Origin of the sequence: Mesorhizobium sp. WSM3866, assembly GCF_002294795.1 — a bacterium.
In the GTDB taxonomy this organism is placed as follows: Bacteria; Pseudomonadota; Alphaproteobacteria; order Rhizobiales; family Rhizobiaceae; genus Mesorhizobium.
In genome coordinates this window covers 215330-238881 of record NZ_NSGC01000004.1, presented here as the reverse complement: position 1 = coordinate 238881, position 23552 = coordinate 215330, and the positions used below count along the sequence as shown (strand labels likewise).

Here is a 23552-nt window from a genome sequence, read left to right as displayed (position 1 = left end):
AGACGTGCAGCAAGGACGAAGGGAAGCATCGTGCTTCCCAAGGCAAACCAGCGCCCCGAGGGAAATCACCGCCAAGGGTGCGGAACGGAGGATAGGACGATGACGGAACTGACGCCATCTGCGATCAACGGCCAGGCCGCGCAGACGAAAGCGGCAGCCGTCAAAACTGGTACCACCGCCAATGGTTTGATCGCGCAGGGCCTCTACGATCCGCGCAACGAGCATGACGCCTGCGGCGTCGGCTTCATCGCCAACATGAAGGGCGTAAAGTCGCACCAGATCGTCGAGGACGGTCTGGCGATGCTGGAAAACCTCACCCATCGCGGCGCTGTCGGCGCCGATCCGCTGGTCGGCGACGGCGCCGGCGTGCTGGTGCAGATTCCGGATCGGTTCTTCCGCGATGAGATGGCCGCAAACGGCGTCGAACTGCCGCCGGCCGGCCAATATGGCGTCGGCCACTGGTTCATGCCGCAGGACGCAGCACTTCGCGCCCATATCGAGGACATCATCGCCGAATCGGCCCAGTCCGAAGGGCTGCCGCTGATCGGCTTCCGCGACGTGCCGGTCGATAATTCGTCGCTGTCGAAGGCGCCGGAGATTGTCGCCTCCGAGCCGTTCCATCGCCAGGTGTTCATCGGCCGCACGGCCGAGATTCCGGACGACGAGGAATACGAGGCGAGGCTCTACCTGCTGCGCAAGGTGATCTCGGGCCGCATCTATGCCGAGAACGACAACAAGGATGTCGGCGCCTATTGCGTGTCGCTGTCGGCGCGCACCATCGTCTACAAGGGCATGTTCCTCGCCTACCAAGTCGGCGCCTATTACAAGGACCTCAAGGATCCGCGCTTCGACACGGCGCTGATCCTCGTCCACCAGCGCTTCTCGACCAACACCTTCCCGTCATGGAAGCTGGCGCATCCCTATCGCATGGTCGCGCATAACGGCGAGATCAACACGGTGCGCGGCAACAACAACTGGATGGCGGCGCGTCAGGCCTCGGTCGATTCCGAGCTGTTCGGCAACAACATCTCGAAGCTGTGGCCGATCTCCTATGAGGGTCAGTCCGACACGGCGTGCTTCGACAATGCGCTCGAATTCCTGTTCCAGGGCGGCTATAGCTTAAGCCACGCCATGATGATGCTGATCCCGGAAGCCTGGGCCGGCAACAAGCTCATGGATTCCGACCGCAAGGCGTTCTACGAGTACCACGCTGCGCTGATGGAGCCGTGGGACGGGCCGGCGGCGGTCGTCTTCACCGACGGGCGCCAGATCGGCGCGACGCTCGATCGCAACGGCTTGCGTCCGGCTCGCTACATCGTCACCGACGACGACCGCGTCATCATGGCTTCGGAAGCCGGCGTGCTGCCGGTGCCGGAGGAAAAGATCGTGCAGAAGTGGCGGCTGCAGCCCGGCCGCATGCTTTTGATCGATCTGGCCAAGGGCCGCATCATCTCCGACGAGGAGATCAAGTCGGAGATCGCGACCAGGCACCCTTACAAGACCTGGCTCGCCAACACGCAGTTGATTCTTGAAGAGCTGAAGCCGGTCGAGCCGCGGGCGCTGCGCAAGGATGTCAGCCTGCTCGATCGCCAGCAGGCCTTCGGCTACACACAGGAAGACACGAAGCTTCTAATGGCACCGATGGCCACTACCGGCCAGGAAGCGGTCGGCTCGATGGGCACCGACACGCCGATCTCGGCGATGTCGGACAAGTCGAAGCTGCTCTACACCTATTTCAAGCAGAACTTCGCTCAGGTCACCAATCCGCCGATCGACCCGATCCGTGAGGAACTGGTGATGAGCCTGGTGTCCTTCATCGGGCCGCGGCCGAACATCTTCGACCTGATCGGCACATCGCGCCGCAAGCGGCTTGAAGTGCGCCAGCCGATTCTCACCAACGGCGATCTCGAGAAGATCCGCTCCATCGGACACACCGAGGACCGCTTCGACACCAAGACGATCGACATCACCTACGGTTCGAACGAGGGCGCTGCCGGCATGCAAGGCGCCATCGACCGGCTCTGCGAGCGCGCCGAGGCGGCGGTCGCGGGCGGCTACAACATCATCATCCTGTCCGACCGCCAGGTCGGGCCGGACCGCATCGCCATTCCGGTTTTGCTGGCGACGGCGGCGGTGCACCATCACCTGATCCGCAAGGGCCTGCGCACCGCGGTAGGACTGGTCGTCGAATCCGGCGAGCCCCGCGAGGTGCATCATTTCTGCTGCCTGGCCGGCTATGGCGCCGAGGCGATCAATCCCTATCTCGCCTTCGACACGCTGCTCGACATGCACAGGCGCGGCGAGCTGCCGGAGGAGGTCGACGCATACGAGGTCGTCTCCCGCTATATCAAGTCCATCGGCAAGGGCATCCTCAAAGTGATGTCCAAGATGGGCATCTCGACCTACCAGTCCTATTGCGGTGCGCAGATCTTCGACGCCATCGGGCTCAAGTCGGACTTCGTCGAGAAGTACTTCACCGGCACTGCGACGCTGATCGAAGGCGTCGGGCTGGACGAGATCGCGACCGAGACTCTCAGCCGCCATACCGATGCCTTCGGCAACGACCCGGTGCTGCGCAACAATCTCGAGGTCGGCGGCGAATACATGTTCCGCATGCGCGGTGAGGCGCATATGTGGTCGCCGGATGCGGTCGCCAGCCTGCAGCATGCCGTGCGCCAGGGCTCCTGGGACACGTTCAAGGAGTATTCGGCGCAGATCGACAGCGCGACAGCTAGAGCGCAGACCATCCGCGGCCTGTTCGAGATCAAGCTGGCGGAAGAGACCGGCCGCAAGAAGGTCGCGATCGAAGACGTCATGCCGGCGGCCGAGATCGTCAAGCGCTTCTCGACCGGCGCGATGTCCTTCGGCTCGATCTCCCGGGAAGCGCACACGACGCTGGCGCGAGCGATGAACGCTATCGGCGGCAAGTCGAACACCGGCGAGGGCGGCGAAGAGGCCGACCGCTATCTGCCGCTGCCCGGCGGCGGCAAGAATCCGGAACGCTCGGCAATCAAGCAGGTCGCGTCGGGGCGGTTCGGCGTGACGGCGGAGTATCTGGTCAATTCCGACGTCATGCAGATCAAGGTGGCCCAAGGCGCCAAGCCCGGCGAGGGCGGTCAGTTGCCCGGACACAAGGTCGACGCCACCATCGCCAAGGTCAGACACTCGACGCCAGGCGTCGGCCTGATCTCGCCGCCGCCGCATCACGACATCTATTCGATCGAGGATCTGGCTCAGCTGATCTACGACCTTAAGAACGTCAATCCGGCGGCCGATGTCTCGGTCAAGCTGGTGTCGGAGGTCGGCGTCGGCACGGTTGCGGCGGGCGTCGCCAAGGCGCGCGCCGATCACATCACCATCTCCGGCTACGACGGCGGCACCGGCGCTTCGCCGCTGACCTCACTCAAGCATGCCGGCAGCCCGTGGGAAATGGGCCTCGCCGAGACGCATCAGACCCTGGTGCTCAACGGCCTGCGCTCCCGCGTGGCGCTGCAGGTCGACGGCGGGTTGCGCACCGGCCGTGACGTCATCATCGGCGCGCTGCTCGGCGCCGACGAGTTCGGCTTCTCGACCGCGCCGCTGATTGCGGCCGGCTGCATCATGATGCGCAAGTGCCACCTGAACACCTGCCCGGTCGGGGTGGCGACGCAGGACCCGGTGCTGCGCAAGCGCTTCAAGGGCACGCCGGAGCATGTCATCAACTTCTTCTTCTACGTGGCGGAGGAGGTGCGCGCGCTGCTTGCGGAAATGGGCTTCACCCATCTCGACCAGATCATCGGCGACACCGACCTTCTGGAGAAGCGCGACGTGATCCAGCACTGGAAGGCGCGCGGGCTCGACTTCTCGAAGATGTTCTTCAAGCCGGAGGCGCCGCCTGAGGCGCTGCACTGGACCGAGCGGCAGAAGCATCCGATCGACGACGTGCTCGACCGCAAGCTGATCGAGCTGGCAAAGCCGGCGCTGGAAGCCAAGCAGCCGGTCAGCATCGAGCTACCAATCCGCAATGTCGACCGCTCTGCCGGCGCGATGCTGTCGGGCGAAGTCGCCAAGCGCTTCAAGCACAAAGGCCTGCGCGAGGACACGATCCAGGTCAAGCTCACCGGCACGGCCGGCCAGTCTTTCGGTGCGTTTCTCGCGCGCGGCGTTTCCTTCGAGCTGGTCGGCGCCGGCAACGATTATGTCGGCAAAGGCCTGTCGGGCGGCCGCATCGTCATCCGGCCGCCGGAAGAGGCCAAGATCGTCGCGGCCGACTCGATCATCGTCGGCAACACGGTGCTCTACGGCGCGACCGAGGGCGAGGCCTATTTCGCCGGGGTCGCCGGCGAGCGCTTCGCGGTGCGCAATTCCGGCGTCGTTGCCGTCGTCGAAGGCGTCGGCGACCATGGCTGCGAATACATGACCGGCGGCATCGTCGTGGTCATCGGCAAAACGGGCCGCAACTTCGCCGCCGGCATGTCGGGCGGCGTCGCCTATGTGCTCGACGAGAAGGGCGATTTCGCCGAACGCTGCAACATGGCGATGGTCGAGCTGGAGCCCGTTCCGGAAGAGGACGACCTGATGGAGAAGCTGCTCCATCATGGCGGCGACCTCGACCATAAGGGACGCGTCGACGTCTCCGGAGACATGACAAGCCATGACGAGGAGCGGCTCTATCAGCTGATCTCGAACCACGTCCATTACACGGGCTCGGTGCGCGGCCGCGAGATCCTCGACAATTGGCCAAGCTTCCGGCCGAAATTCCGGAAAATCATGCCGGTCGAGTATCGCCGCGCGCTGATCGAGATGGAGCGCATGCGCATGAGCGTGGCGGCGGAATAGGCTTTGGGCACGGCCGGGGAGGTAATCGCCCGGCCGGCATCCTCACCAACAATCCTGACCTCGGACCAAGGTTGCCACGGCGGCCTTATGAGGTTAACGGGTGCGCCGACAAGCTAGACTTGCGAGCGCGCCTTCGGACAGCAGGGACTGGACTATGGGCAAGGTAACAGGGTTTCTCGAAATCGACCGGCAGGTGCAGAAGTACCAGCCTGCCTCGGATCGCATCCGGCATTTCCGCGAATTCACGCTGCCGATGTCGGACAAGGAGGTCGAGAAACAGGCCGCGCGCTGCATGGATTGCGGCATCCCGTTCTGCCATGGACCGACCGGCTGCCCGATCCACAACCAGATCCCGGACTGGAACGACCTCGTCTACAATGGCGACTGGGACAGCGCCATCCGCAACCTGCATTCGACCAACAATTTCCCGGAGTTCACCGGCCGCATCTGCCCGGCGCCCTGCGAGGAAGCCTGCACGCTGAACCTCGAGGACATTCCGGTCGCCATCAAGACGGTCGAGCAGGCGATCGCCGACAAGGCCTATGAGACCGGCCACATCCGGCCCTACCCGCCGGAAACGAAGACCGGCAAGCGGGTTGCCGTCATCGGCTCCGGGCCGGCCGGCATGGCCGCCGCCCAGCAGCTCGGCCGCGCCGGCCACGATGTGCATGTCTATGAGCGCGAGAGCCGGCCGGGCGGGCTGATGCGCTACGGCATTCCCGACTTCAAGATCGAGAAGCATTACATCGATCGCCGCATCGAGCAGATGCAGGGCGAGGGCGTGAGTTTCCATTGCGGCGTCAATGTCGGCGTCGACAAGCCGGTTGCCGAGCTCCTCGCCGAGCACGACGCCGTGCTCTATTGCGGCGGCTCGGAAACGCCGCGCCCGGCCAACATTCCGGGCGACGATCTCAGCGGTGTCTATGATGCCATGCCGTATCTCGTGCAGCAGAACCGCCGCGTCGGCGGCGAGCCGATCCAATCGGTGGCCTGGCCGTCACATCCGATCATCGCCGGCGGCCAGCATGTCGTCGTCGTCGGCGGCGGCGACACCGCGTCCGACTGCATCGGCACCGCCTTCCGGCAAGGCGCGGTGCGCGTGACGCAGCTCGACATCCGTCCGCAGCCGCCGGAGAAGGAAGACAAGCTCGCCGTTTGGCCTTACTGGGCGACGAAGATGCGCACGTCTTCCTCGCAGGCCGAGGGCGCGGAGCGCGAATTCCAGGTGGCGACCCTCGAATTCATCGGCGAGGACGGACAGCTGACCGGCGTCCGCTGCTGCGAGGTCGATGAGAAGCGCAAGCCGATCGCCGGCACCGAGTTCGTCATCCGCGCCGATCTCGCCTTCATCGCCATCGGCTTTGCCGGTCCGGCGAATGATGGGGTCATGAAGGAGCTGGACGGCGAGATAAAAATGGTCACCGACAGCCGCCGCTCGCGGAACGTCGAGGCCGACGACCGCGACTACAGAACCAGCATAGACAGGCTCTATGCCGCGGGCGACGTCCGTCGCGGCCAGTCGCTGGTGGTGTGGGCGATCCGCGAAGGCCGCCAGGCAGCGCGGGCGATCGACGAGGCGCTGATGGGGTCTAGCGTACTCCCCCGCTGAGGCTACCTGCAGCCACGATGGGCTCTTCCGTTGCGGCCCTACCGACGCACCGCTGTCGAGGTCTCCGATGAAGCGGTTGGCGTCTTCGGCGGCCAGGAAAAATCGTCGGCTCGGCCGGGCGAGGCGACGGGCGCCTTGCCCTCGACGGTCAGCTTTTCGCCTGGAAGATTCGGATCGGCCTTGGCTGGCGGTGCGGCACCCAACAGCTCGGTCCCGCCGTCGAGCGCGGGGTCGCTGAGCAGCATCGGCGCGGTGCGGTCGACGATGACAGGGGCTGCGGCAGGCTTCGACGCCTCGACCGGAGCGCCCGCCGGCGCGGAAACCGTGGTGACGCTTCCGGGTGCCGCCAGCCCGAGGATCTTGGCCAGCGGCTTTTCGGTGTAGAAGGCAAGCTTGCGCTTGCCGGCCTTGGTCACGTTGATGCCGTCGTCGGAGCGCAGGCGCACCGGCTGGCCGTTGATGTCCGGACCGGAGGTGACGAAGGCGCCGTTCTCGTCGACGAAGCCGTCCCAGACATCGACGAACTCGCCGCCATGGGTCTGTGCGGCTGAATGATAGATGTCGTTGAAGGCGAGCATATCCGAGGTCATTTTTGCCGCCCCGAACGCCGGCATGCCGACCCACAGGAACGGCACCTTTGCATCCTGAATGGCCTTGCCCAGCGCATCGGTGCGGTGCTCGTATTCCTTGGTCCAGTTCTCGGAGCGTGGCTGCTCGCGGACGTCGCCGACGCGCATCTGCTGGCGGTCGTTGGAGCCAAGCATGACCACCACCACGGACGGCTTCTCCGTCTCGATCAGAGACTTGATCTCGACCGGCCAATTGTAGAAATCGTCACGCACGAAGCCCGACGAGCCGTTGCTGCGCGAAACGATCCTGACCGCCGGATTGTCGGCAAAGGCGACCTCCAGGCCCTCGGCGAGCCCGCCCGCCAGGAAATCGCCGACTACCAGCACGACGCGCGCATCCGGCGCCTTTTCGACGACCGGCGCCTCCGGCTCGGCCGGCGGGCGCGGCTTGGGTTTTCTGGCCTTCGGCTTCGGCCTCACCGGCTGGACATTGGCAGGGGGTTCAATGCGCTCGCTGCGGCGCGGGAAAAGAAGATCGCGCAGCGACCAGCCGCGGTTTCCGTCTTCCTGCGCGAAAGCCGGGGTATGAAAGGCGCTCGAGCCGGCGACGGCAAGCACGGCGATGGCCAGGACGAGAATCGGCAGGCGGCGAACGATCAGCCAGACACGCGCGACCGTAACCAATGAAAGTCTCCATCCTTGGCGCATGACAACGTAAAAAGCCGGCAAGTCATGCGCAGGCCGCAGCGCTACAGCATCCTTTCCGCTTTTGAAAGGATGCTTGACGCCATGGGCGGCTCTATTGCTTCCGGAGCCATTTCAGCACTTCCAGGCTCGGATAGCCATCCTGGCTCAAGCCTACCTTCGCCTGGTAGGCCATGATGGCGGCTTTCGACCCCTCGCCGATCTTGCCGTCGAACTTGCCGTCATAATAACCGTGCTCGGAAAGCCGCTTCTGCAGTTCCTGCCGTTGCTCAAAGCTGAGCTTGGTGAAAGGCCGCTGCCAGTCCTGCACAAGCCCGGTGCCACCGGCGATTTCGTCGGCGAGCAGGCCGACGGCCAAAGCATATTTGTCGGCATTGTTGTAAGCCTTGATGACCGAGAAATTCCTGATCATCAGGAAGGCCGGTCCGCCCCTGCCGTCCGGCACCTTGAGCGTCGCCTTGTCGCTCAGGTTCCTGAATGGCTTGCCGTTGGCCCTGGCGACCCCGAGAGCCTGCCACTGCGCCAGCGTCTTCGATCCGGCGGGCAGCTTGCCCGGCGGCAAGGTCACTTCATAGCCCCAGGTCTTGCCGGCCTGCCAGCCGTTCTTCCTGAGCAGGTTGGCGGCAGTCGCCAACGCGTCGGGTATCGAATTCCAGATGTCGCGCCGGCCATTGCCGTCCATGTCCACCGCGTAGTGCTGATAGCTGGTCGGGATGAACTGCGTCTGACCCATTGCGCCCGCCCAGGAACCCATGAGATGGCTTTCGTCGATGTCGCCGGTCTGCAGGATCTTCAGCGCCGCGATCAGCTGGGTTCGGGCATATTTCGACCGCTTCGGGTCGCCATAGGCAAGGGTCGCCAGCGAACGGATGACATTGCGCATGATGTCGTCGCGCTTGAGGATCTCGCCATAGTTCGATTCCATCGACCAGATGGCGAGAAGGATATGGCGATCGACGCCGAACCGCGCCTCGATCCGATCCAGCCACGGCTTCCATTTGCGCGCCATTGCCTGACCGTTGGTCACCGACTGGTCATGCACGCGGTTGTCGAAATAATCCCAGGCGGGGGCGGTGAATTCCGGCTGGGTGCGGGCCTTTTCCAGCACGACCGGGTCGGGCTCGATGCCCCTCATGGCCCTGTCGTAGACTGCGCCGGAAACGCCGCCCGAAACCGCGGTGGCACGAAAGCCCGCGACCCACTGGCGGAAACCCGCATCGGCGAAAGCGGGTCCGGCGGGCATCAGCAAGGCAAGCGTGAGGCCCGCGGCCGTCAAAAATGCCGCCAGGCGCCTTGCGCTGTTGCGAACGGACATCCTTTTCCTCCTTCATCAAAATTAGGAAGGATCATTCAACGCCGAAGCCGGTTAGTATTTAGTTTACCATAGGTGCCATTAGGAACGAAAAGAGAGGTCGGTGCTTTAACTTTCGATTTTCAAGCCATCCGCTCGGATAATTCAACATTCCGGCGCGAAAATGTTCGGGGGGATTGCGGAGCGGATGGCCGCGCGGATAATGGGCTTAAACGGATGGGTGGAGCATGAAGCGAGTTCGCAAGGCAGTTTTCCCGGTCGCCGGTCTCGGCACACGGTTTCTTCCGGCCACCAAGGCCATCCCGAAGGAGATGCTAACGGTCGTCGACCGGCCGGTCATTCAATATGTGGTCGACGAGGCGCGCGACGCCGGCATCGAGCATTTCATTTTCGTGACCGGGCGCAACAAGGCGGTCATCGAGGATCACTTCGACGTCCAGTTCGAGCTCTATGATACGCTCGCCCAGCGCGGCAAGGACGACCAGCTCGCCCGCCTGCAGCGGCTGCAGCCAGCGCCGGGCCAGACCAGCTTCACCCGCCAGCAGGTGCCGATGGGGCTTGGCCATGCCGTCTGGTGCGCGCGTGAGCTGGTCGGTGACGAACCGTTCGCGCTGCTTTTGCCCGACATGATCATGCAGTCGGAAAAAAGCTGCATGAAGGATATGGTCGAACTCTATGCCGAGACCGGGAACAACATCATCGCCGTACAGGAATGCGACCCGGCCGAGGCCCATAAATACGGCATCGTCGGCCGTGGCGAGGACACCCATCACGGTTTTCGCATCACCGGCATGGTGGAGAAGCCGAAGGCTGGCACGGCGCCCTCCAATCTCTTCATCAACGGGCGCTACATCCTGCAACCGGAGATTTTCGGCATCCTCGAAAGCCAGGAGCGCGGCGCCGGCAACGAGATCCAGCTGACGGATGCGATGCTGAAGCTGGAGAAGCAGCAGGCCTTCTACGGCTATCACTATAAGGGGCGCACCTTCGACTGCGGCTCGCCGGAAGGCTTCGTCGAGGCCAATGTCGCCTTCGCGCTCTGGCGCAGCGACATGAATGCGAGCATGGCCGGGGTCATCCGCACGCTGCTGGATGAGGTGCGGCCGGCGGAGCGGATCGGCGCCGCTTCCTAGGTGCTGGCTAAGCGGAGCGGATCCTTCGGATCTCCGCGTCCGCATCGCTGGCGCGAGGATCACGAAGTGTCAGCGCTGCACCTTCAGACCGAGATAGACGCTGTTGGCGACATAGTCGCGACCGGGAAGGTTGCTGGTGAGCTTCTCCGTCCTGATTCTTGTGGTGAGGCCGGCATAGCGGTTCAGCCACCAGGTCAGGCCGGCCTCGGCGCTCAGGACCAGATCGTGGCCATCGGAGCCGATGTAGTCGCGCCAATCGAGCCCCAGCGCTGTATTCGCCGTCAGGTTGGCGCGGACCTGCCGCTCGCCGGTGAGCCGGCCCGAATAGAGGAGGTCGCCGCTCTCGTTAGCGATGGTCGTGGTCTCGACCGTGGTTCTTCCGGTCAGCCCGATGATGGTGCCGCGCTCGGGCGACCATCTGAGGTCGGCGTTGACGTAGGGCCCCGCAATCGCCGGCAGACGGTCGTCGTCGATGCCTTCGCGCAGCCATCCGACGGAGAACTCGCCGGAGAGCTTCTCGCGCATGTCGAGCTCGACGCCGGCGCGCGCGCTGAGCCGCGTCGAGGAGCGCTCGAAACCGTTGCTGTCGAGGCGCAGATCGTAGATCCGCCGGCCGGCTTCCACTTCAACGAATGGCGTCATGGCCGGTGAGACCTGATAGCCGGTACGCAAGGTCGCAGAGTAGAGTGTCGAGTCGCGATCCTTCAGCGACAAGACGGTGCCGTCCGAGAGCTTGGCGTCGCCGTAGAAGTCATGCGAGACCGCGCCGGTCAGCGCGTAGCGCATCTTGCCGACATCCTTCTCGATGCCGAGGCTGCCGTCGACCGTCTGCCGCAGCGGCTGTGAGGTGACGCCGGCAATCGCATCCGGCGAGGACGCCGATTCCGGCACCGCTTCATACCCGAGCTTGGCGATGGCGCGCAGTTCATTGTCGAGGTCGACAGTGAGCTGGCCTTCGATCCGGCCCTGCGCATCGTTGATCTTCTGGCCCGAAAGCGTGTTGCGAAAAAGGCCGTAGCCGTCGACGACGGCCGAATTCTCGCGCCAGTCGGAGGTGGCGGAGAAACGCAGCGCGGTTTCGGACAGCACAGCCGACCTGCCGCCGGCGCTGGCATCGGCATTGGAAGTCGCGGTGAGGCCTTGCTCGAGTGTCGGACGGAAGACAAAGGTCCCGACCTTGATGCCGGGGGCGGCGAAGGCATCGTCCTCCAGCTTCACTTTCTGGCCCTCGATCGATCCTGTGCGCTCCGCGCCGGGATCGAGCTTCTGCCGGTCGACGCTGTCGATAGTGACGGCGCGGCGGTTCGCGCCGTCATCCTCGGTGGCCGCCGTTTCGGCCGGATCGCCGGTGGCGGCCTTGGCCGTGCTGTCGGCCGTCTGGCCAGGCTTCTTCTTGGCGTTTTTCTTGTCGGCCGCCTTGGCATCGCTTTTCGCGTTGGCACCCGCCGAGCCCTGCCTGGCAGTCGAAGGCCGGCGTGGCGCGGCCACTGTCTGATTGTCGGCGAAGGGGTCGTCGGTGGCTTGCGGCTGGTCGAATATGCTGCCCGCCGCGCCCCCGGTCTGGTCGTCGTCGGGCACCGCGCCTGGGCTTGCTGGTTCATAAGGGTTGGCGCTCGTCTGGTCCTCAGCCATTTGGGTCGCCGGAACCGCTTGATCCAGCGATCCCTGCGCGCGCAATTGTCTCGCCTTGCGTTGCTGGTCGGCCAGGATTGCCGATTCGGAGACCTCGCCGCGCAACTCGGTTTCCTGCGAAAATGCCGGCACGGTGCGCATCAAGGCGCCAATGCTTGCCGTCAGCAAAAGCGCTGCAACGGCAATGCACTTCCGGCCCTTTTTCGTATCTGGCTCGCCCCCGGACATCATCACCACTGCTTGCGCGGCGCAGGCGCGCCATACTTACCGGACCGTAAATGCGGATGGTTAACGGAGGGTTGAAACAGGCCAAGGGCCCTTGTCCGCGACGCACGCGAGACGGGAATTCCGTTGGACAGGCGGGCGACATGGCGCTAATGGCATCTGCCATGCACGCGGGGTCCTCAGAAAGAAAGCAGCCGGACAGGCAGGCAGCGATCGAATCGGCGCTGAGAACGGTGGCGACGGAGCAGGCCGGCATGGCCGCGCTTGCAGCCGCTCTCGGCAACGGCTTGTCCGAACCGTTCGCTGCCGCAGTGGATGCCATCGCGCGGATCGAGGGCCGAGTCATCGTCACCGGCGTCGGCAAGAGCGGGCATATCGGCTCAAAGATTGCAGCGACGCTCGCCTCGACCGGCACGCCTGCCTTCTTCGTCCATCCGGCCGAGGCCAATCACGGCGATCTCGGCATGATCGCCGGGGACGACGCCATCATCGCCATGTCTTGGTCGGGCGAGAGCAAGGAACTGATGGGCATCGTCGCCTATTCCAGACGCTTTTCGATCCCACTGGTCGCCATCACCTCGGGCGAGAATTCGGCGCTGGCGCGCGCCGCCGACGTCGTGCTGTTGCTGCCGGCCTCGCCGGAGGCCTGTCCGCACGGGCTGGCGCCGACGACATCGGCGCTGCTGCAGCTGGTCATGGGCGATGCGCTGGCGATCGCGCTGCTCGAGGCGCGCGGCTTCACGCCGGACCATTTCCGCACCTTCCATCCCGGCGGTCAGCTCGGCGCCAATCTGATGCAACTGCGCGAGATCATGCATGTCGGCGAGCGGCTGCCGCTGGTACCGTCGGGCACGGGAATGCGCGAAGCGATCGTTGAGTTGTCGCGCAAGGGTTTTGGCTGCGTGGCGATCACCGGCGCCGACGGTGCGCTGATCGGCATCATCACCGATGGCGACATCCGCCGCCACATTGCCGATGATCTTCTGTCGATGAACGTCGATGAGGTGATGACAAAGAAGCCGAAGACGGCTGCCCCCGACACGCTGGTGGCGACGGCGCTGCAGACGATCAATACGTCGGCCATCACCAGCCTGATGGTGGTCGAGGCCGATCGCCCCGTGGGGCTGGTGCATCTGCACGATCTGCTGCGCATCGGCGCCGCCTGAGATGGGCGAGACTCAGGACATGCAGGCCTGATTCCCAAACGGCTTCAGAATAGGAAACCCGCAAACGTCAGACGGCCTCCACCGTCAGCTCCAGATCGGTGTCGGCGGCGCCGGTCACACGCACCTGGGTGCCGACGGGCAGGTCCGGGCCGGAGACACGCCACAGCGTGTCGCCGAGGCGGATGCGGCCGCGGCCATTCTTGATGGGCTCGGCCAATGTCGCCGTGCGGCCGACCATCTGAGCGCCGCGGCGGTTGAGCAGCGGCTGGTCCGCATTGACGGCACGATCGCCCACCAGCTTCTTGCCGACGAAGGCTGAGACCAGAGAGAGCACGAGGAAGGCGAGCACCTGGAGCTGCCAGGTCCAGAAGGCAGCGTCCCAAATCAGCAGCGATACCGCGCCGATGATCAGCGCGGCGATGCCGATCCACAGCATGAACACGCCGGGCGCCACGATTTCCATCACCAGCAGCACGAAGCCGAGGACCATCCAGTTCCACGGCCCGAGTTCCGAGACGATGCGATCGATCATTGACGTTCTCCCACCCAGATGGCGTGACTCAATTGTCCGACGGTCGCACGAGCGGCGTGCGCGCCCCCTGACGTTGCGGGCCGGAAGGGCCGTCGGCCTTGAACACTTCGCGGGCGATCTCGCCGATGCCGCCGAGCGAACCGATCAGCGATGAGGCTTCGAACGGCATGAGCACGATCTTGTTGTTGCTGGACGAGCCGATCCTGGCCAGCGCCTCGGTGTATTTCTGCGCGATGAAGTAGTTGATCGCCTGCACGTCGCCCTTGGCGATGGCTTCCGACACCACCTGGGTCGCCTTGGCCTCCGCCTCGGCGGAACGCTCGCGCGCCTCGGCATCGCGGAAAGCGGCTTCCCTGCGGCCTTCGGCCTCGAGGATCTGCGACTGCTTCATGCCTTCGGCGGCCAGGATCTGGGCGCGCTTGTCGCGCTCGGCGATCATCTGGCGGCTCATCGAATCCACCAGATTGGCCGGCGGGTTGATGTCCTTGATCTCGACGCGGGTGATCTTGATGCCCCACGGGTGCGCGGCCTCATCGACGACGCGCAGCAGCCGTTCGTTGATCGCATCGCGGTTGGACAGCAATTCGTCGAGATCCATCGAGCCCATGACGGTACGGATGTTGGTCATGGTGAGGTTGAGGATGGCGTTCTGCAGCCCGGAGACCTGATAGGCGGCCTGCGGGGCATTCAGCACCTGGTAGAAGGCGACGCCGTCGACGCCGACGATTGCATTGTCGCGGGTGATGATCTCCTGCGTCGGGACATCGAGCACCTGCTCCATCATGTTCATCTTGGCGCCTACGCGCTCGAAGATCGGGTTGATGATGTTCAGGCCGGGCGTCAGCGTCTTGGTGTAGCGGCCGAAACGCTCCACCGTGTAGTTGTAGCCCTGCGGCACCGTTCTGATGCCTTTGAAAAGAAGGATGATGACGAGGAATACAAGAACAATGATGGCGATATCGAAACCGCTAAACCCCATTTCGTTTCTCCCTCAAAAGGCGGCGACCTCGCGGAATCACTTAAGTGTGTTTCCGAAGCGTTACAATCAGGTGATCGCGAATATTGGTTAGCGAAGGCTGTTGCGAACCGGTTTCGACGCCTATTATTGGACGTCAGACCCAGCCTGACAGTTCCCGCCGCACCAGCGCCTCGATCACCGCCATGCCCTCGGCGCTGTCGTTGAGGCAGGGGATGTGGGCGAAGTTCTTGCCGCCGGCATGGTGGAATGTCTCGGCGGCCTCGTGGCCGATCTCGTCCAGCGTCTCGATACAGTCGACGGAAAAACCCGGATTGACGACCGCGATCGATTGGACGCCGTCCTTCGCCAGCTTCTCGACAGTGACGTCGGTGTAGGGCTGCAGCCATTCCTGGGCGCCGAAGCGCGACTGGAAGGTGGTGATGAGCTTCTTCTCGTCCCAGCCGAGCCTTGCCCTGAGCAGCCGCGTCGTCTCGAGGCAATGCGCCTGGTAAGGGTCACCCTTGTCGGAATAGGGTTTTGGGATGCCGTGGTAGGAGGTGATCACCACCTCCGGCGCGACATCGAGCGTCGCCAGGTTTTGCTCGATCGAACGGGCGAGGGCGTCGATATAGACCGGCTCGTCATAATAGGGCGGCACGCTGCGGATCGCCGGCGCTCGCCTGATCTTCATCAGCGCCCGGAACAGCTGGTCGTTCGCGGTCGCCGTGGTCGTCGCCGAATATTGCGGATAGAGCGGAAAAGTGAGGATGCGCTCGCAGCCCTGCTCGACCAGCCGTCGGAGGACGCTGCCGGTCGAGGGATTGCCGTAGCGCATGGCCCAGTCGACCACGACGGTTGGCAGATCAGCAAGCGCAACCGCGAGCTTCTCCGCCTGCGAGCGGGTGAAGGTGCGCAACGGCGACTCGTTCTTCTCCCGGTTCCAGATCCTGGCGTAGTTGGCGCCGGACTTTTTCGGTCGCGTTGTGAGAACCAGCCCATAGAGGATCGGATACCAGATCGCCTTGTTGAGCTCGATGACGCGCGGATCGGAGAGGAATTCTCTGAGATAGCGCCACATCGGCTTGAAATCGGTGCCGTCGGGCGTGCCGAGATTGATCAGCATGATGCCGATCTTGCCCGCTTTCACCGGCGCGGCACCCGCCGGCGCCGGACCGGCGGTCTTGGCGGCTTTCGCATCGGCAGGATTGGCAAGCGTCATCGACGGTCTCCGGTTGTCGGCGCGAAAACTAGCGATGCCATGCCGGTTTTGGAATGCTGCGTCTGGACGCACCTTACCGCGTTTGCGTCTGAAACCGGAACACCCGTCCGGTCTTCCGGACGGGTGCCATGAATTTCCGGCGAAAGGTTACTTTGCGGCCGGCGGAATTGTCAGCGTTGCTCCGAGCGGCAGACGGCGCGGCCTGTAGTCCTTGTTGGCCTCGGAGATCAGCTTCCATTTGCTGCCGTCGCCATAGTTTTTCTTGGCCAGATCCCAATAGGTGTCGCCGGCGGCAACCACATGGCTGGTCTCTGGGCTGGCCTCCGGACCGGTCGCGGCCGGCTTGGCCTCGGCGGGCGCTGTTTCGGCCGGCTTGGCGGATTCGGTCGCAGGGGCGGCGGTCGCCGGCGCAGTCTCGGCAGGTTTTGCTGTCTCCGACGTTGCCGGTGCCGTCTCGGTCGGAACGGCCGGCGGCGTCCCGGCGATGTCGCCGGAATTGGACGGCAAAGCCGGCATGGCAGGCTCGGTGGCCGCCGGCGCCGTCTCGGCCGGCTTCGCGGGTTGGGCGGCAGGCGGCGTCGTGGCAGGTTTTGCCGGCTCTGCGGCCGCTGTCGTGGCGCCGATCTCGGTGATGCGGCCGTCGAGCTTCGGCGTGTAGGGGCGGTGCGCGCCGAGATAGTCGGCCACCACCTGCTCCAGGCCCGGGCCGTAGTCATAGGCATCCGTGGCCTTTTCGGCGAAGACCTTGTAGCCGTCGCCGCCCTGGCGGACGTAGTTGTTGGTGGCGACGAGATACTGCTTGTCCGGGTTGATCGGCACCCAGGCGCCGTTCTCCATCACCTCGACCGCTTTGACGCGACCGGCATTGGGCGCGACCGACTTGTCGAAGGCATATTTCAAGCCGGCCACCTGCGGGAAGCGGCCGGCGCCGTCCTCGACCTGGCTGACGCCGCTTTCGAGACCGGCGACCAGATCCTTGCCGGAGATCTTGAAGGTCGCCAGCGTGTTCTGGAAAGGCAGCACCGTCAGCACTTCGCCCATGGTCACGGTGCCCTGGTCGATCGAGGCCCGCAGTCCGCCGCCATTCGAGATTACGATCTCGACGCCCTGGCCCTTGACCCGATCGAGGACGGCGTCGGAGACGAGATTGCCCATTTCGCATTCGCGGGTGCGGCAGCTTTCACGACTGCCATCGATCGGCTTGGTGGTCTCCGCCACTTCCTTGTTCTTCAGCGCCTCGATGGGCGCGCCAAGCTCCTTGATGCGGGCGAGCACCGCCGGATCGGGCGTGATCGACTTGTCGAGAAAGATCGGGTCGCCGCTGGCCGACTTGACGACGCCGTTGTCGTCGAACACGACCTTGAATTCACCGAGATATTTCGAATAGGACGCCGCCTGCACCACCGGCACCTTGTAGCCGTCGGGGTTGTCGACCATCGTCGGGTAGGGGCCTGCCGCCTTCGGATCGGTGTTCGACAAAAGCGTGTGGCTGTGGCCGCCGACCACCACGTCGACGCCGGGGATTTTCGCGATGACGTCGCGCTCGCGGTTGTAGCCGATATGGGTGACGGCGATGATCTTGTTGATGCCCTGCGCCTTCAGTTTCTCGACCTCGGCGGTGATCGACTTGACGTCGTCCGCGATGGCAATGTTGGGGCCGGGCGAGGCCAGTTCCGGCGTGTCGTTGGTGACGGCGCCGACGATGCCGATCTTCTGGCCGCCGACCTCGACCACGATGGACGGCTTGATCTTGCCGTGGGCGCCGGACTTGTCGTTGGGCACGACGTTGGCGCTGACCACCGGGAACTTCGCCTTGTCGAGATAAGGCACAAGCGCGCTTTCGCCGTCGTCGAACTCATGATTGCCCAGCGTCACCGCGTCGGGCTTGAGCTGATTGAGGAATTCCTCCTCCGCTGCTCCCTTGTAGGTGATGTAGAACAGCGATCCCTGGAAGCTGTCGCCTGCATTGAGCAGCAGCACGTTCTGACCTTCGAGCTTCTTGCGCTCCTGCGCGATCGCAGTGACCAGCCGGCCGGCGCCGCCAATGCACTCGCCTTTGGTCTCCTCCTCCGCGGAACATGTCGACTCGTATTTGTTGTTGCCTTCGATGCGGCTATGCCAATCGTTGAAATGCAGGATGTTCAGCGTGTAGTCGGCAAAAGACGCTCCGGCCGAGAGGCCAAGTGCTGATGCGGAAAGGGCGGCAATGGCGGCAAATTTCTTCATTCTCGTCTCCCGGATGAGCTGACTTGAAGTGCTTAAAGCCCTCGCTTGGCTGGAAGGTAACAGTCAGCTTCGGGTCATGTTCACATCGCGTTTTGGCCGATGCAAGCGGAAATCGGGAGGAGGTTTGCCGGCACAAAAAAGGACGGCGGCTCGCGCCGCCATCCTCAACAAAGTCGATCTCTGCCTGCGCTCAGGCCCGGCGCGTCAGCACGAAATTCTGACCACTGGAGCTGGTGCAGTTGAGCTGGCTGGTAGAGACCATCAGGCAGTTGAAGCTAACCGGCGTCTGGCGGATCAGCGAGGTGCCGTGGATCTCGACCGAGGTCGCGCCGGTCATGGTGTAGCTGCCCTCGGACAGCTTCTGGCCGGTATCGGTCGCGACGGTGGTGAAGCTGCCGGCCGCGAAAGTCGAGAGGCCGGTGCCCTTGGCGTCGATCCAGTTGCCCTCGACGCCCTTGGGCGCCGCTGCGATCGGCTCCGAAGGGCCGGTGGTGGTGCAGGCGGCCGCGGCCAGAAGGCTTGCCGCGGAGCCTGCCGAAAGCAATTTGCGCGCAATGGTCATTTAGAATCCTCTCCTCTCGCGTCGGCCCGAAAACCGATCTCCGATCTTCGGAAAAGCACGATGCGTGCATTCAAAGTGCTAGAGTACTTTGTGCGTCCGAAGGAACGCCCGTTTCTCTAGGCCGCCCGTCTTCAATCGCCCGATTTCCGGGCGATTGCAAGGTGGAGACGCGGGTAGGCTTGGCTGCTATCGCACCAGGATGTTGCGGAACTGCCACGGATCGTCCTTGTCCAGATCCTCGGGGAAAAGCCCCGGGCGATTATCAAGCGGCGTCCAGTCGGTGTAGTAGCCCCTGACCGGCCCGAGATAGGGAAGCTGCACTTCCAGGCAGCGCCGGTAGTCCATCTCGTCGGCCTCGACGATGCCGGCCATCGGATTTTCCAACGCCCAGACCATGCCGGCCAGCACCGCCGAGGTGACCTGCAGGCCGGTGGCGTTCTGATAAGGCGCCAGCTTGCGCGCCTCGGCCAGCGACAGCTGCGAGCCGTACCAATAGGCGTTCTTGGCATGGCCGTGGAGCAGCACGCCGAGCTCGTCGACGCCGTCGACCAGCTCGTTCTCGTCGAGCACGTGATGCACCGGTTGCGCCTTGCCGGCGGCGCCGAACATCTCGTGCAGCGACAGCACGGCATCGTTGCAGGGGTGATAGGCATAATGGCAGGTCGGGCGATACTGAACCTTGCCCTTCTTGCCGCGCACGGTGAAGAAATCGGCGATCGAGATCGCCTCGTTGTGGGTGACCAGGAAGCCGTATTGCGGGCCGGGCGTCGGGCACCAGGAGCGCACGCGCGTGTTGGCGCCCGGCTGCTCCAGATAGATCGCCGCCTGCGAGCCATGCTTGTGCTTCTTGCCGTTCTTCGGCATCCAGGTCTCATGCGTGCCCCAGCCGAGCTCGGCCGGCTGCAGGCCTTCCGAGATGAAGCCCTCGACCGACCAGGTGTTCCAGAATACATCCATCGGCTTCGGCTTCTTGGTGCGCTGGGTATCGCGCTCGGCGATGTGGATGCCCTTGACTCCGGCCTTCTTCATCAGCTTCGCCCAGCCCTCGCGGTCGTGCTCCGGCGGGACCACAAACTCGAGCCCGAGATCGTTGGCGAGGTTGACCAGTGCCTGCTTGACGAACCAGGAGACCATGCCAGGATTGGCGCCGCAGCAGGAGATCGCCGTAGTGCCGCCGGGAGCCTTCTCCTTCTCCTGGCGCACGCTCTCGCGCAGCGCGTAATTGGTGCGCGAGGCATTGTCGGCCTTGTCGTCGAAATAGAAGCCGAGCCACGGCTCGACCACCGTATCGATATAGAGCACGCCGAGCTTGCGGCAGAGCTTCATCAACTCGAGCGAGGAGGTGTCGACCGACAGGTTGACGCACATGCCCTGACCGCTGCCATTGGTGAGAAGCGGGATCAGAAGCTTCTTGTAGTTCTTCCTGGTCACCGCGTCCTGAACGAAGGCGATGCCGCGCTCGTCGAGCAGCATGCGGTCGCTGTCGCGCGGGTCGATGACCACCATGCGCGACTTGTCGAACTTGAAATGGCGTTCGATCAGCGGCAGCGTTCCCCGTCCGATCGAGCCGAAGCCGATCATCACGACAGGGCCGGTGATTTCACCGTAAACGGGCCAGTTCTCGTTCGCCATTTTTTCGCACACTCCTTCAAACACGGGAAAGTCCGGCATTTTTCGCCGGTAGCCCTACATCATAGATCATTGTCACAAACCAGCAAAAACCGCCAACCGACGGCCAAACCGGCCTGGCGGTTTGGTTAAGCCACCATGGCCATGCCGGCGAGGTACGAAACCAGCCGGTCGCGGTCCGCGCTCAAACCCTTGTAGTCGAGCTGCGCCTGATCGAGAGCATTGAGCTGGTCGGCGAAGGAGGCCGCAAGCGCGACCTTGTCGGGGTGGCGGGCAAGCACCGCCAGCGGGTCGAGATGGATGCGAATGGTGAAAAGGATGTCGCGCGACACCGGCAGCTTGCGCAAGGTCTGACGCTCGACGCGAATGAAGGCATGGGCGTTGATGTCGCCGTCCGCAAAACGCGTCGGACGGTTCGCGGCACGGTCGATGCGCTCCCCGTTGGAAAGCGGATGATAGAGCGCGTCGCCCGCCTGGATCGACCAGTTGAAGCGCTCGACCGCTTGGCCCTGCAGGCCGTCGAACATGCGGTTGATGAGGTCGGCAGGCCGCGTACCGGGGCCGAAGCCGGGCACGGGCGCGTGGATCTGTTGCAGCGGCTTGCCGAATTTCTCCTGGAGCGACCAGGACGACGGAAAGCAGAGCGAGCCGGCGGCGAGCCGCCAGCCATCATCGCCGCGGCGCATCAGGATCAGGTCTTCCTGGATTAGCAGCGAGGCTGCGACCAGCGGGGCGTCGGGGCCGACATTGCTGCCTTCGGGGCCGGCTACCTCGATCCCGGCACCCTTGCGGCGGTAGGTTTCGGGATGTTTCGCCAGCAGGTGCGCTCCAAGCAGATCCAGCACCTCCTGCTGCGCCTCACGCGTGCCCTCCTCCTCGACAAAAACCCGGCTTGGGATTTCCGCGTAGAGACGGCGCTTCTCGGCGAGATGCGGCAAAAGAAACTCGTCGAGCTCGATCCATCGATCGAGATCGAGCGGTTTCAGCCCGATGGTGAAAAGCCTTGACGATCCGTCATAGGGCGTATGGGTCGGCTGGCGAACACTCATGCTTCCTTGAAGGCGTCCAGTTCGGTGGCGGTCAACCGCGCCGCGAATTCGGTGATTTCGTAGTCGGCCGCGCCTGCCTCGGAGAAAGGGTCGGCCGCCAGTCTGGCGTCAAGCACGTCGCGGGAACCGCGCGCGACGATGATGCCGCCGGTCCTTGGCCGTTTCGGTCCAGACGCAACAAAAATGCCTTCCGCGTAGCAGGCCTTCAGCCATTCGACATGCGCCGGCGCCAGCCGATCGATCTCGGTCAGCGGCACCTTGTAGTTCAGCGAAACGATGAACATTGCATTCTCCTGCTTGGCGTCATGCCAGCCTCGCCGGGATCACCCCACGTAGCGAATTGCCGACGAAGATCGCCTGCGCCGACTTCAGATCGTCGAAGGTGTAGATCGCTTCCGCGGCGCGGCCTTCGTCCAGAAGCTCGCCGCGCAATACTCCAGGCAGCAGGCCGCAATCAAGCCGGGGCGTGGCCAACACGCCGTCGCCGAAATCGGCGAACACATTGGTGATGGTTCCTTCGCAGATTTCTCCGCGCTCATTGGCCAGCAGCACCTCGTCGGCCTGGGTGACGAGATATTCGGCGCGGGCACGCGTGTACAGATGTCGCCGGCTGGTCTTGTGGCGCAGCAGCATGTCGGCGGAATCAAGCCTGACCCGGGCCATTTGCAGCCGCCAGACCTTGTCGGCGACGAGCGGCTCATAGGGCTGCACGGATGCGGTCGCCTCGCCATTGCGCTGCAGGGCGAGGCGGGTACGCAGGATGCCCTGCTGTCCCCCGACCGCGCTCGTCAGCACTTCGCCGATCCGATGCGGATCGCAGGCAAAGCCGAGCTCCGCGGCCGAGGCATAAAGCCGCGCAAGGTGGCGCTCGAAGCGCAGGAAGCCGGATCCCGGCTCCCAACGCATGGTCTCGATCAGCTCGAAGTCGGGACGGTTCCCGTCGCGAAGCGCGCTTTCAGAAGACACTCCCGGTACTCCTCCTCGGCGGTGGAATCGAAGACGACGCCGCCGCCGACATTGTAGACAGCCTCGCCGTCGGCAAAGAGCGAGATGGTGCGGATCGCCACCGAGAACCGCATCGTGCCGCCGGGCGCGACCCAGCCGATGGCGCCGCAATAGACGTCGCGCGGCACGCCCTCCAGATCGTGCAGTATCTCCATGGCGCGGATCTTCGGCGCGCCGGTGATCGAGCCGCAGGGAAAGAGCGCTGCGAAGACTTGGCGAATACCGATATCCGGCAGGAGCTTCGCCCGCACCCGGCTCACCATCTGGTGCACCGTCGGGTAGGTCTCGATGCGGAACAACTCCGGCACTTCCAGCGTGCCGACCTCGCTGATCAGCGAGATGTCGTTGCGCAGGAGATCGACGATCATCCGGTTCTCGGCCTGGTTCTTCTCGTCGTTGCGCAGGAACGCCTTCAGCCGCGCGTCCTCGGCCTTGGTGGCGCCGCGCGGCGCCGTGCCCTTCATCGGGTGCGTCTCGATCATACCGTCGGCGTCGATCTCGAAGAAGAGTTCCGGCGAGCGCGACAGCACGATCGGATCGCCGAACGAGATCAGCGCGCCGTATTTCACTGGCTGGCGCCCGGTCAGCGCCTCGAAGGCGGCAAGCGGATCGCCCGACCATTGCGCATGGACCGGAAAGGTCAGATTGCCCTGATAACAGTCGCCCTGGCGAATATGGTGGTGGAGGCGCGCGAAGCGGACGGCGTAGTCCTCGGCGGACCAGGATGCGCGGGCGTCGAAGATCGGTCCGTTGCTGGCGGGGCCTTCATTCCGCGGCACAGCCTGTTCGAGCGGCGCATCGAAGACACCGAGACAGATCAGCGGCGCGCGGCGGCCCTCTGGCAGCAACGGCACCAGTTTCGGCTCCAGCAGGTAGCCTGCCTCATAGGAGAAATAGCCTGCCAGCCATTTGCCCGCGTCGGAGGCGGCCTGTGCCGCTTCCAGCGCCGGCGTGAATTCGTCCGCGGTTCGCGCCGTGATGACCTCATGCGGCCCGTCAAAGACGAGCTGGTGGCCGGTCTCGTCATTGCGGAATATTGCTGAGGGCAGGGACATAAGCCTTGGATGGGGTCGATTAAGTCGATCGCTCTATATGGGGGCGCGGCGAGGCGCAATCGAGAGAACGGCGTCGGAGGGCGTAAAGGCATCTGGTCCAAAGCAAAACGGCGCCCAATGGACGCCGCCTGCGCTGGGAAGGCACAGC

General features: G+C 64.1%; 17 protein-coding genes. 4 read left to right on the top strand and 13 right to left on the bottom strand.

Translation table 11 applies throughout. The annotated features are described in order from the left end of the window. The first annotated feature begins 99 nt into the window (after positions 1-99). Together gltB and CK222_RS11680 are read left to right on the top strand one after the other, a co-directional pair. Positions 100-4818 (top strand): glutamate synthase large subunit, encoded by a 4719-nt coding sequence (gene gltB / locus CK222_RS11685; protein WP_095800479.1) that lies wholly within the window; start codon positions 100-102, stop codon positions 4816-4818. A gap of 154 nt (positions 4819-4972) precedes the next feature. Then, positions 4973-6427, top strand: a complete 1455-nt coding sequence (locus tag CK222_RS11680; RefSeq protein ID WP_095800478.1) for a glutamate synthase subunit beta — start codon at positions 4973-4975, stop codon at positions 6425-6427. Positions 6428-6465: 38 nt separating this feature from the next. Here CK222_RS11680 and CK222_RS11675 read toward each other — a convergent pair whose 3' ends face one another. Next, complete coding sequence (locus CK222_RS11675) at positions 6466-7680, bottom strand: DUF459 domain-containing protein (RefSeq protein WP_095800477.1); 1215 nt, start codon at positions 7678-7680, stop codon at positions 6466-6468. Between the two features lie 115 nt (positions 7681-7795). Next, positions 7796-9016, bottom strand: coding sequence for a lytic murein transglycosylase (locus CK222_RS11670; RefSeq protein WP_095800476.1), 1221 nt, complete (start codon positions 9014-9016; stop codon positions 7796-7798). A 224-nt stretch (positions 9017-9240) separates the two neighbouring features. On the opposite strand from CK222_RS11670, the gene galU reads away from it, so the two are divergent. Beyond that, the gene (galU, locus tag CK222_RS11665; protein WP_095777124.1) at positions 9241-10146 is read left to right on the top strand and encodes a UTP--glucose-1-phosphate uridylyltransferase GalU; all 906 of its coding nucleotides are present in this window, start codon (positions 9241-9243) and stop codon (positions 10144-10146) included. A 69-nt stretch (positions 10147-10215) separates the two neighbouring features. On the opposite strand, the gene CK222_RS11660 is transcribed toward galU, so the two are convergent. Then, positions 10216-12006 (bottom strand): outer membrane beta-barrel protein, encoded by a 1791-nt coding sequence (locus CK222_RS11660; RefSeq protein ID WP_095800647.1) that lies wholly within the window; start codon positions 12004-12006, stop codon positions 10216-10218. A 161-nt stretch (positions 12007-12167) separates the two neighbouring features. Here CK222_RS11660 and CK222_RS11655 point away from each other — a divergent pair, with 161 nt between their 5' ends. Beyond that, positions 12168-13169: a KpsF/GutQ family sugar-phosphate isomerase gene (locus CK222_RS11655; RefSeq protein WP_095800646.1), complete on the top strand. Its 1002-nt coding sequence runs from the start codon at positions 12168-12170 to the stop codon at positions 13167-13169. Between the two features lie 67 nt (positions 13170-13236). Here CK222_RS11655 and CK222_RS11650 read toward each other — a convergent pair whose 3' ends face one another. From CK222_RS11650 to CK222_RS11605, 10 genes are all read right to left on the bottom strand, one after another. After that, the gene (locus tag CK222_RS11650) at positions 13237-13701 is read right to left on the bottom strand and encodes an NfeD family protein (RefSeq protein WP_067325928.1); all 465 of its coding nucleotides are present in this window, start codon (positions 13699-13701) and stop codon (positions 13237-13239) included. Between the two features lie 28 nt (positions 13702-13729). Next, positions 13730-14680: an SPFH domain-containing protein gene (locus CK222_RS11645; RefSeq protein WP_067002512.1), complete on the bottom strand. Its 951-nt coding sequence runs from the start codon at positions 14678-14680 to the stop codon at positions 13730-13732. A 133-nt stretch (positions 14681-14813) separates the two neighbouring features. Next, entirely contained in the window at positions 14814-15878 is a 1065-nt protein-coding gene (gene hemH / locus CK222_RS11640) for a ferrochelatase (protein ID WP_095800475.1), read from the bottom strand. A 147-nt stretch (positions 15879-16025) separates the two neighbouring features. Next, complete coding sequence (locus CK222_RS11635) at positions 16026-18104, bottom strand: 5'-nucleotidase C-terminal domain-containing protein (RefSeq protein ID WP_095800474.1); 2079 nt, start codon at positions 18102-18104, stop codon at positions 16026-16028. A gap of 190 nt (positions 18105-18294) precedes the next feature. Beyond that, positions 18295-18666, bottom strand: coding sequence for a hypothetical protein (locus tag CK222_RS11630; protein ID WP_067325938.1), 372 nt, complete (start codon positions 18664-18666; stop codon positions 18295-18297). A 186-nt stretch (positions 18667-18852) separates the two neighbouring features. Further along, on the bottom strand, positions 18853-20298 hold the full coding sequence (locus CK222_RS11625) for a homospermidine synthase (RefSeq protein ID WP_095800473.1): 1446 nt from the start codon (positions 20296-20298) through the stop codon (positions 18853-18855). Positions 20299-20423: 125 nt separating this feature from the next. Continuing rightward, positions 20424-21344 carry a DUF3445 domain-containing protein gene (locus CK222_RS11620; RefSeq protein ID WP_095800472.1) on the bottom strand — a complete coding sequence of 307 codons (921 nt, stop codon included), beginning with the start codon at positions 21342-21344 and terminating at the stop codon, positions 20424-20426. Continuing rightward, positions 21341-21628, bottom strand: coding sequence for a YciI family protein (locus tag CK222_RS11615; RefSeq protein ID WP_067002501.1), 288 nt, complete (start codon positions 21626-21628; stop codon positions 21341-21343). Before CK222_RS11615 ends, CK222_RS11620 begins: the two co-directional genes overlap by 4 nt. A 19-nt stretch (positions 21629-21647) precedes the next feature. Then, entirely contained in the window at positions 21648-22310 is a 663-nt protein-coding gene (locus CK222_RS11610) for an aminotransferase class IV family protein (RefSeq protein WP_095800645.1), read from the bottom strand. Beyond that, complete coding sequence (locus CK222_RS11605; protein ID WP_095800471.1) at positions 22259-23404, bottom strand: aminodeoxychorismate synthase component I; 1146 nt, start codon at positions 23402-23404, stop codon at positions 22259-22261. The genes CK222_RS11610 and CK222_RS11605 overlap by 52 nt, the downstream gene beginning before the upstream one ends. Positions 23405-23552: the final 148 nt, after the last annotated feature.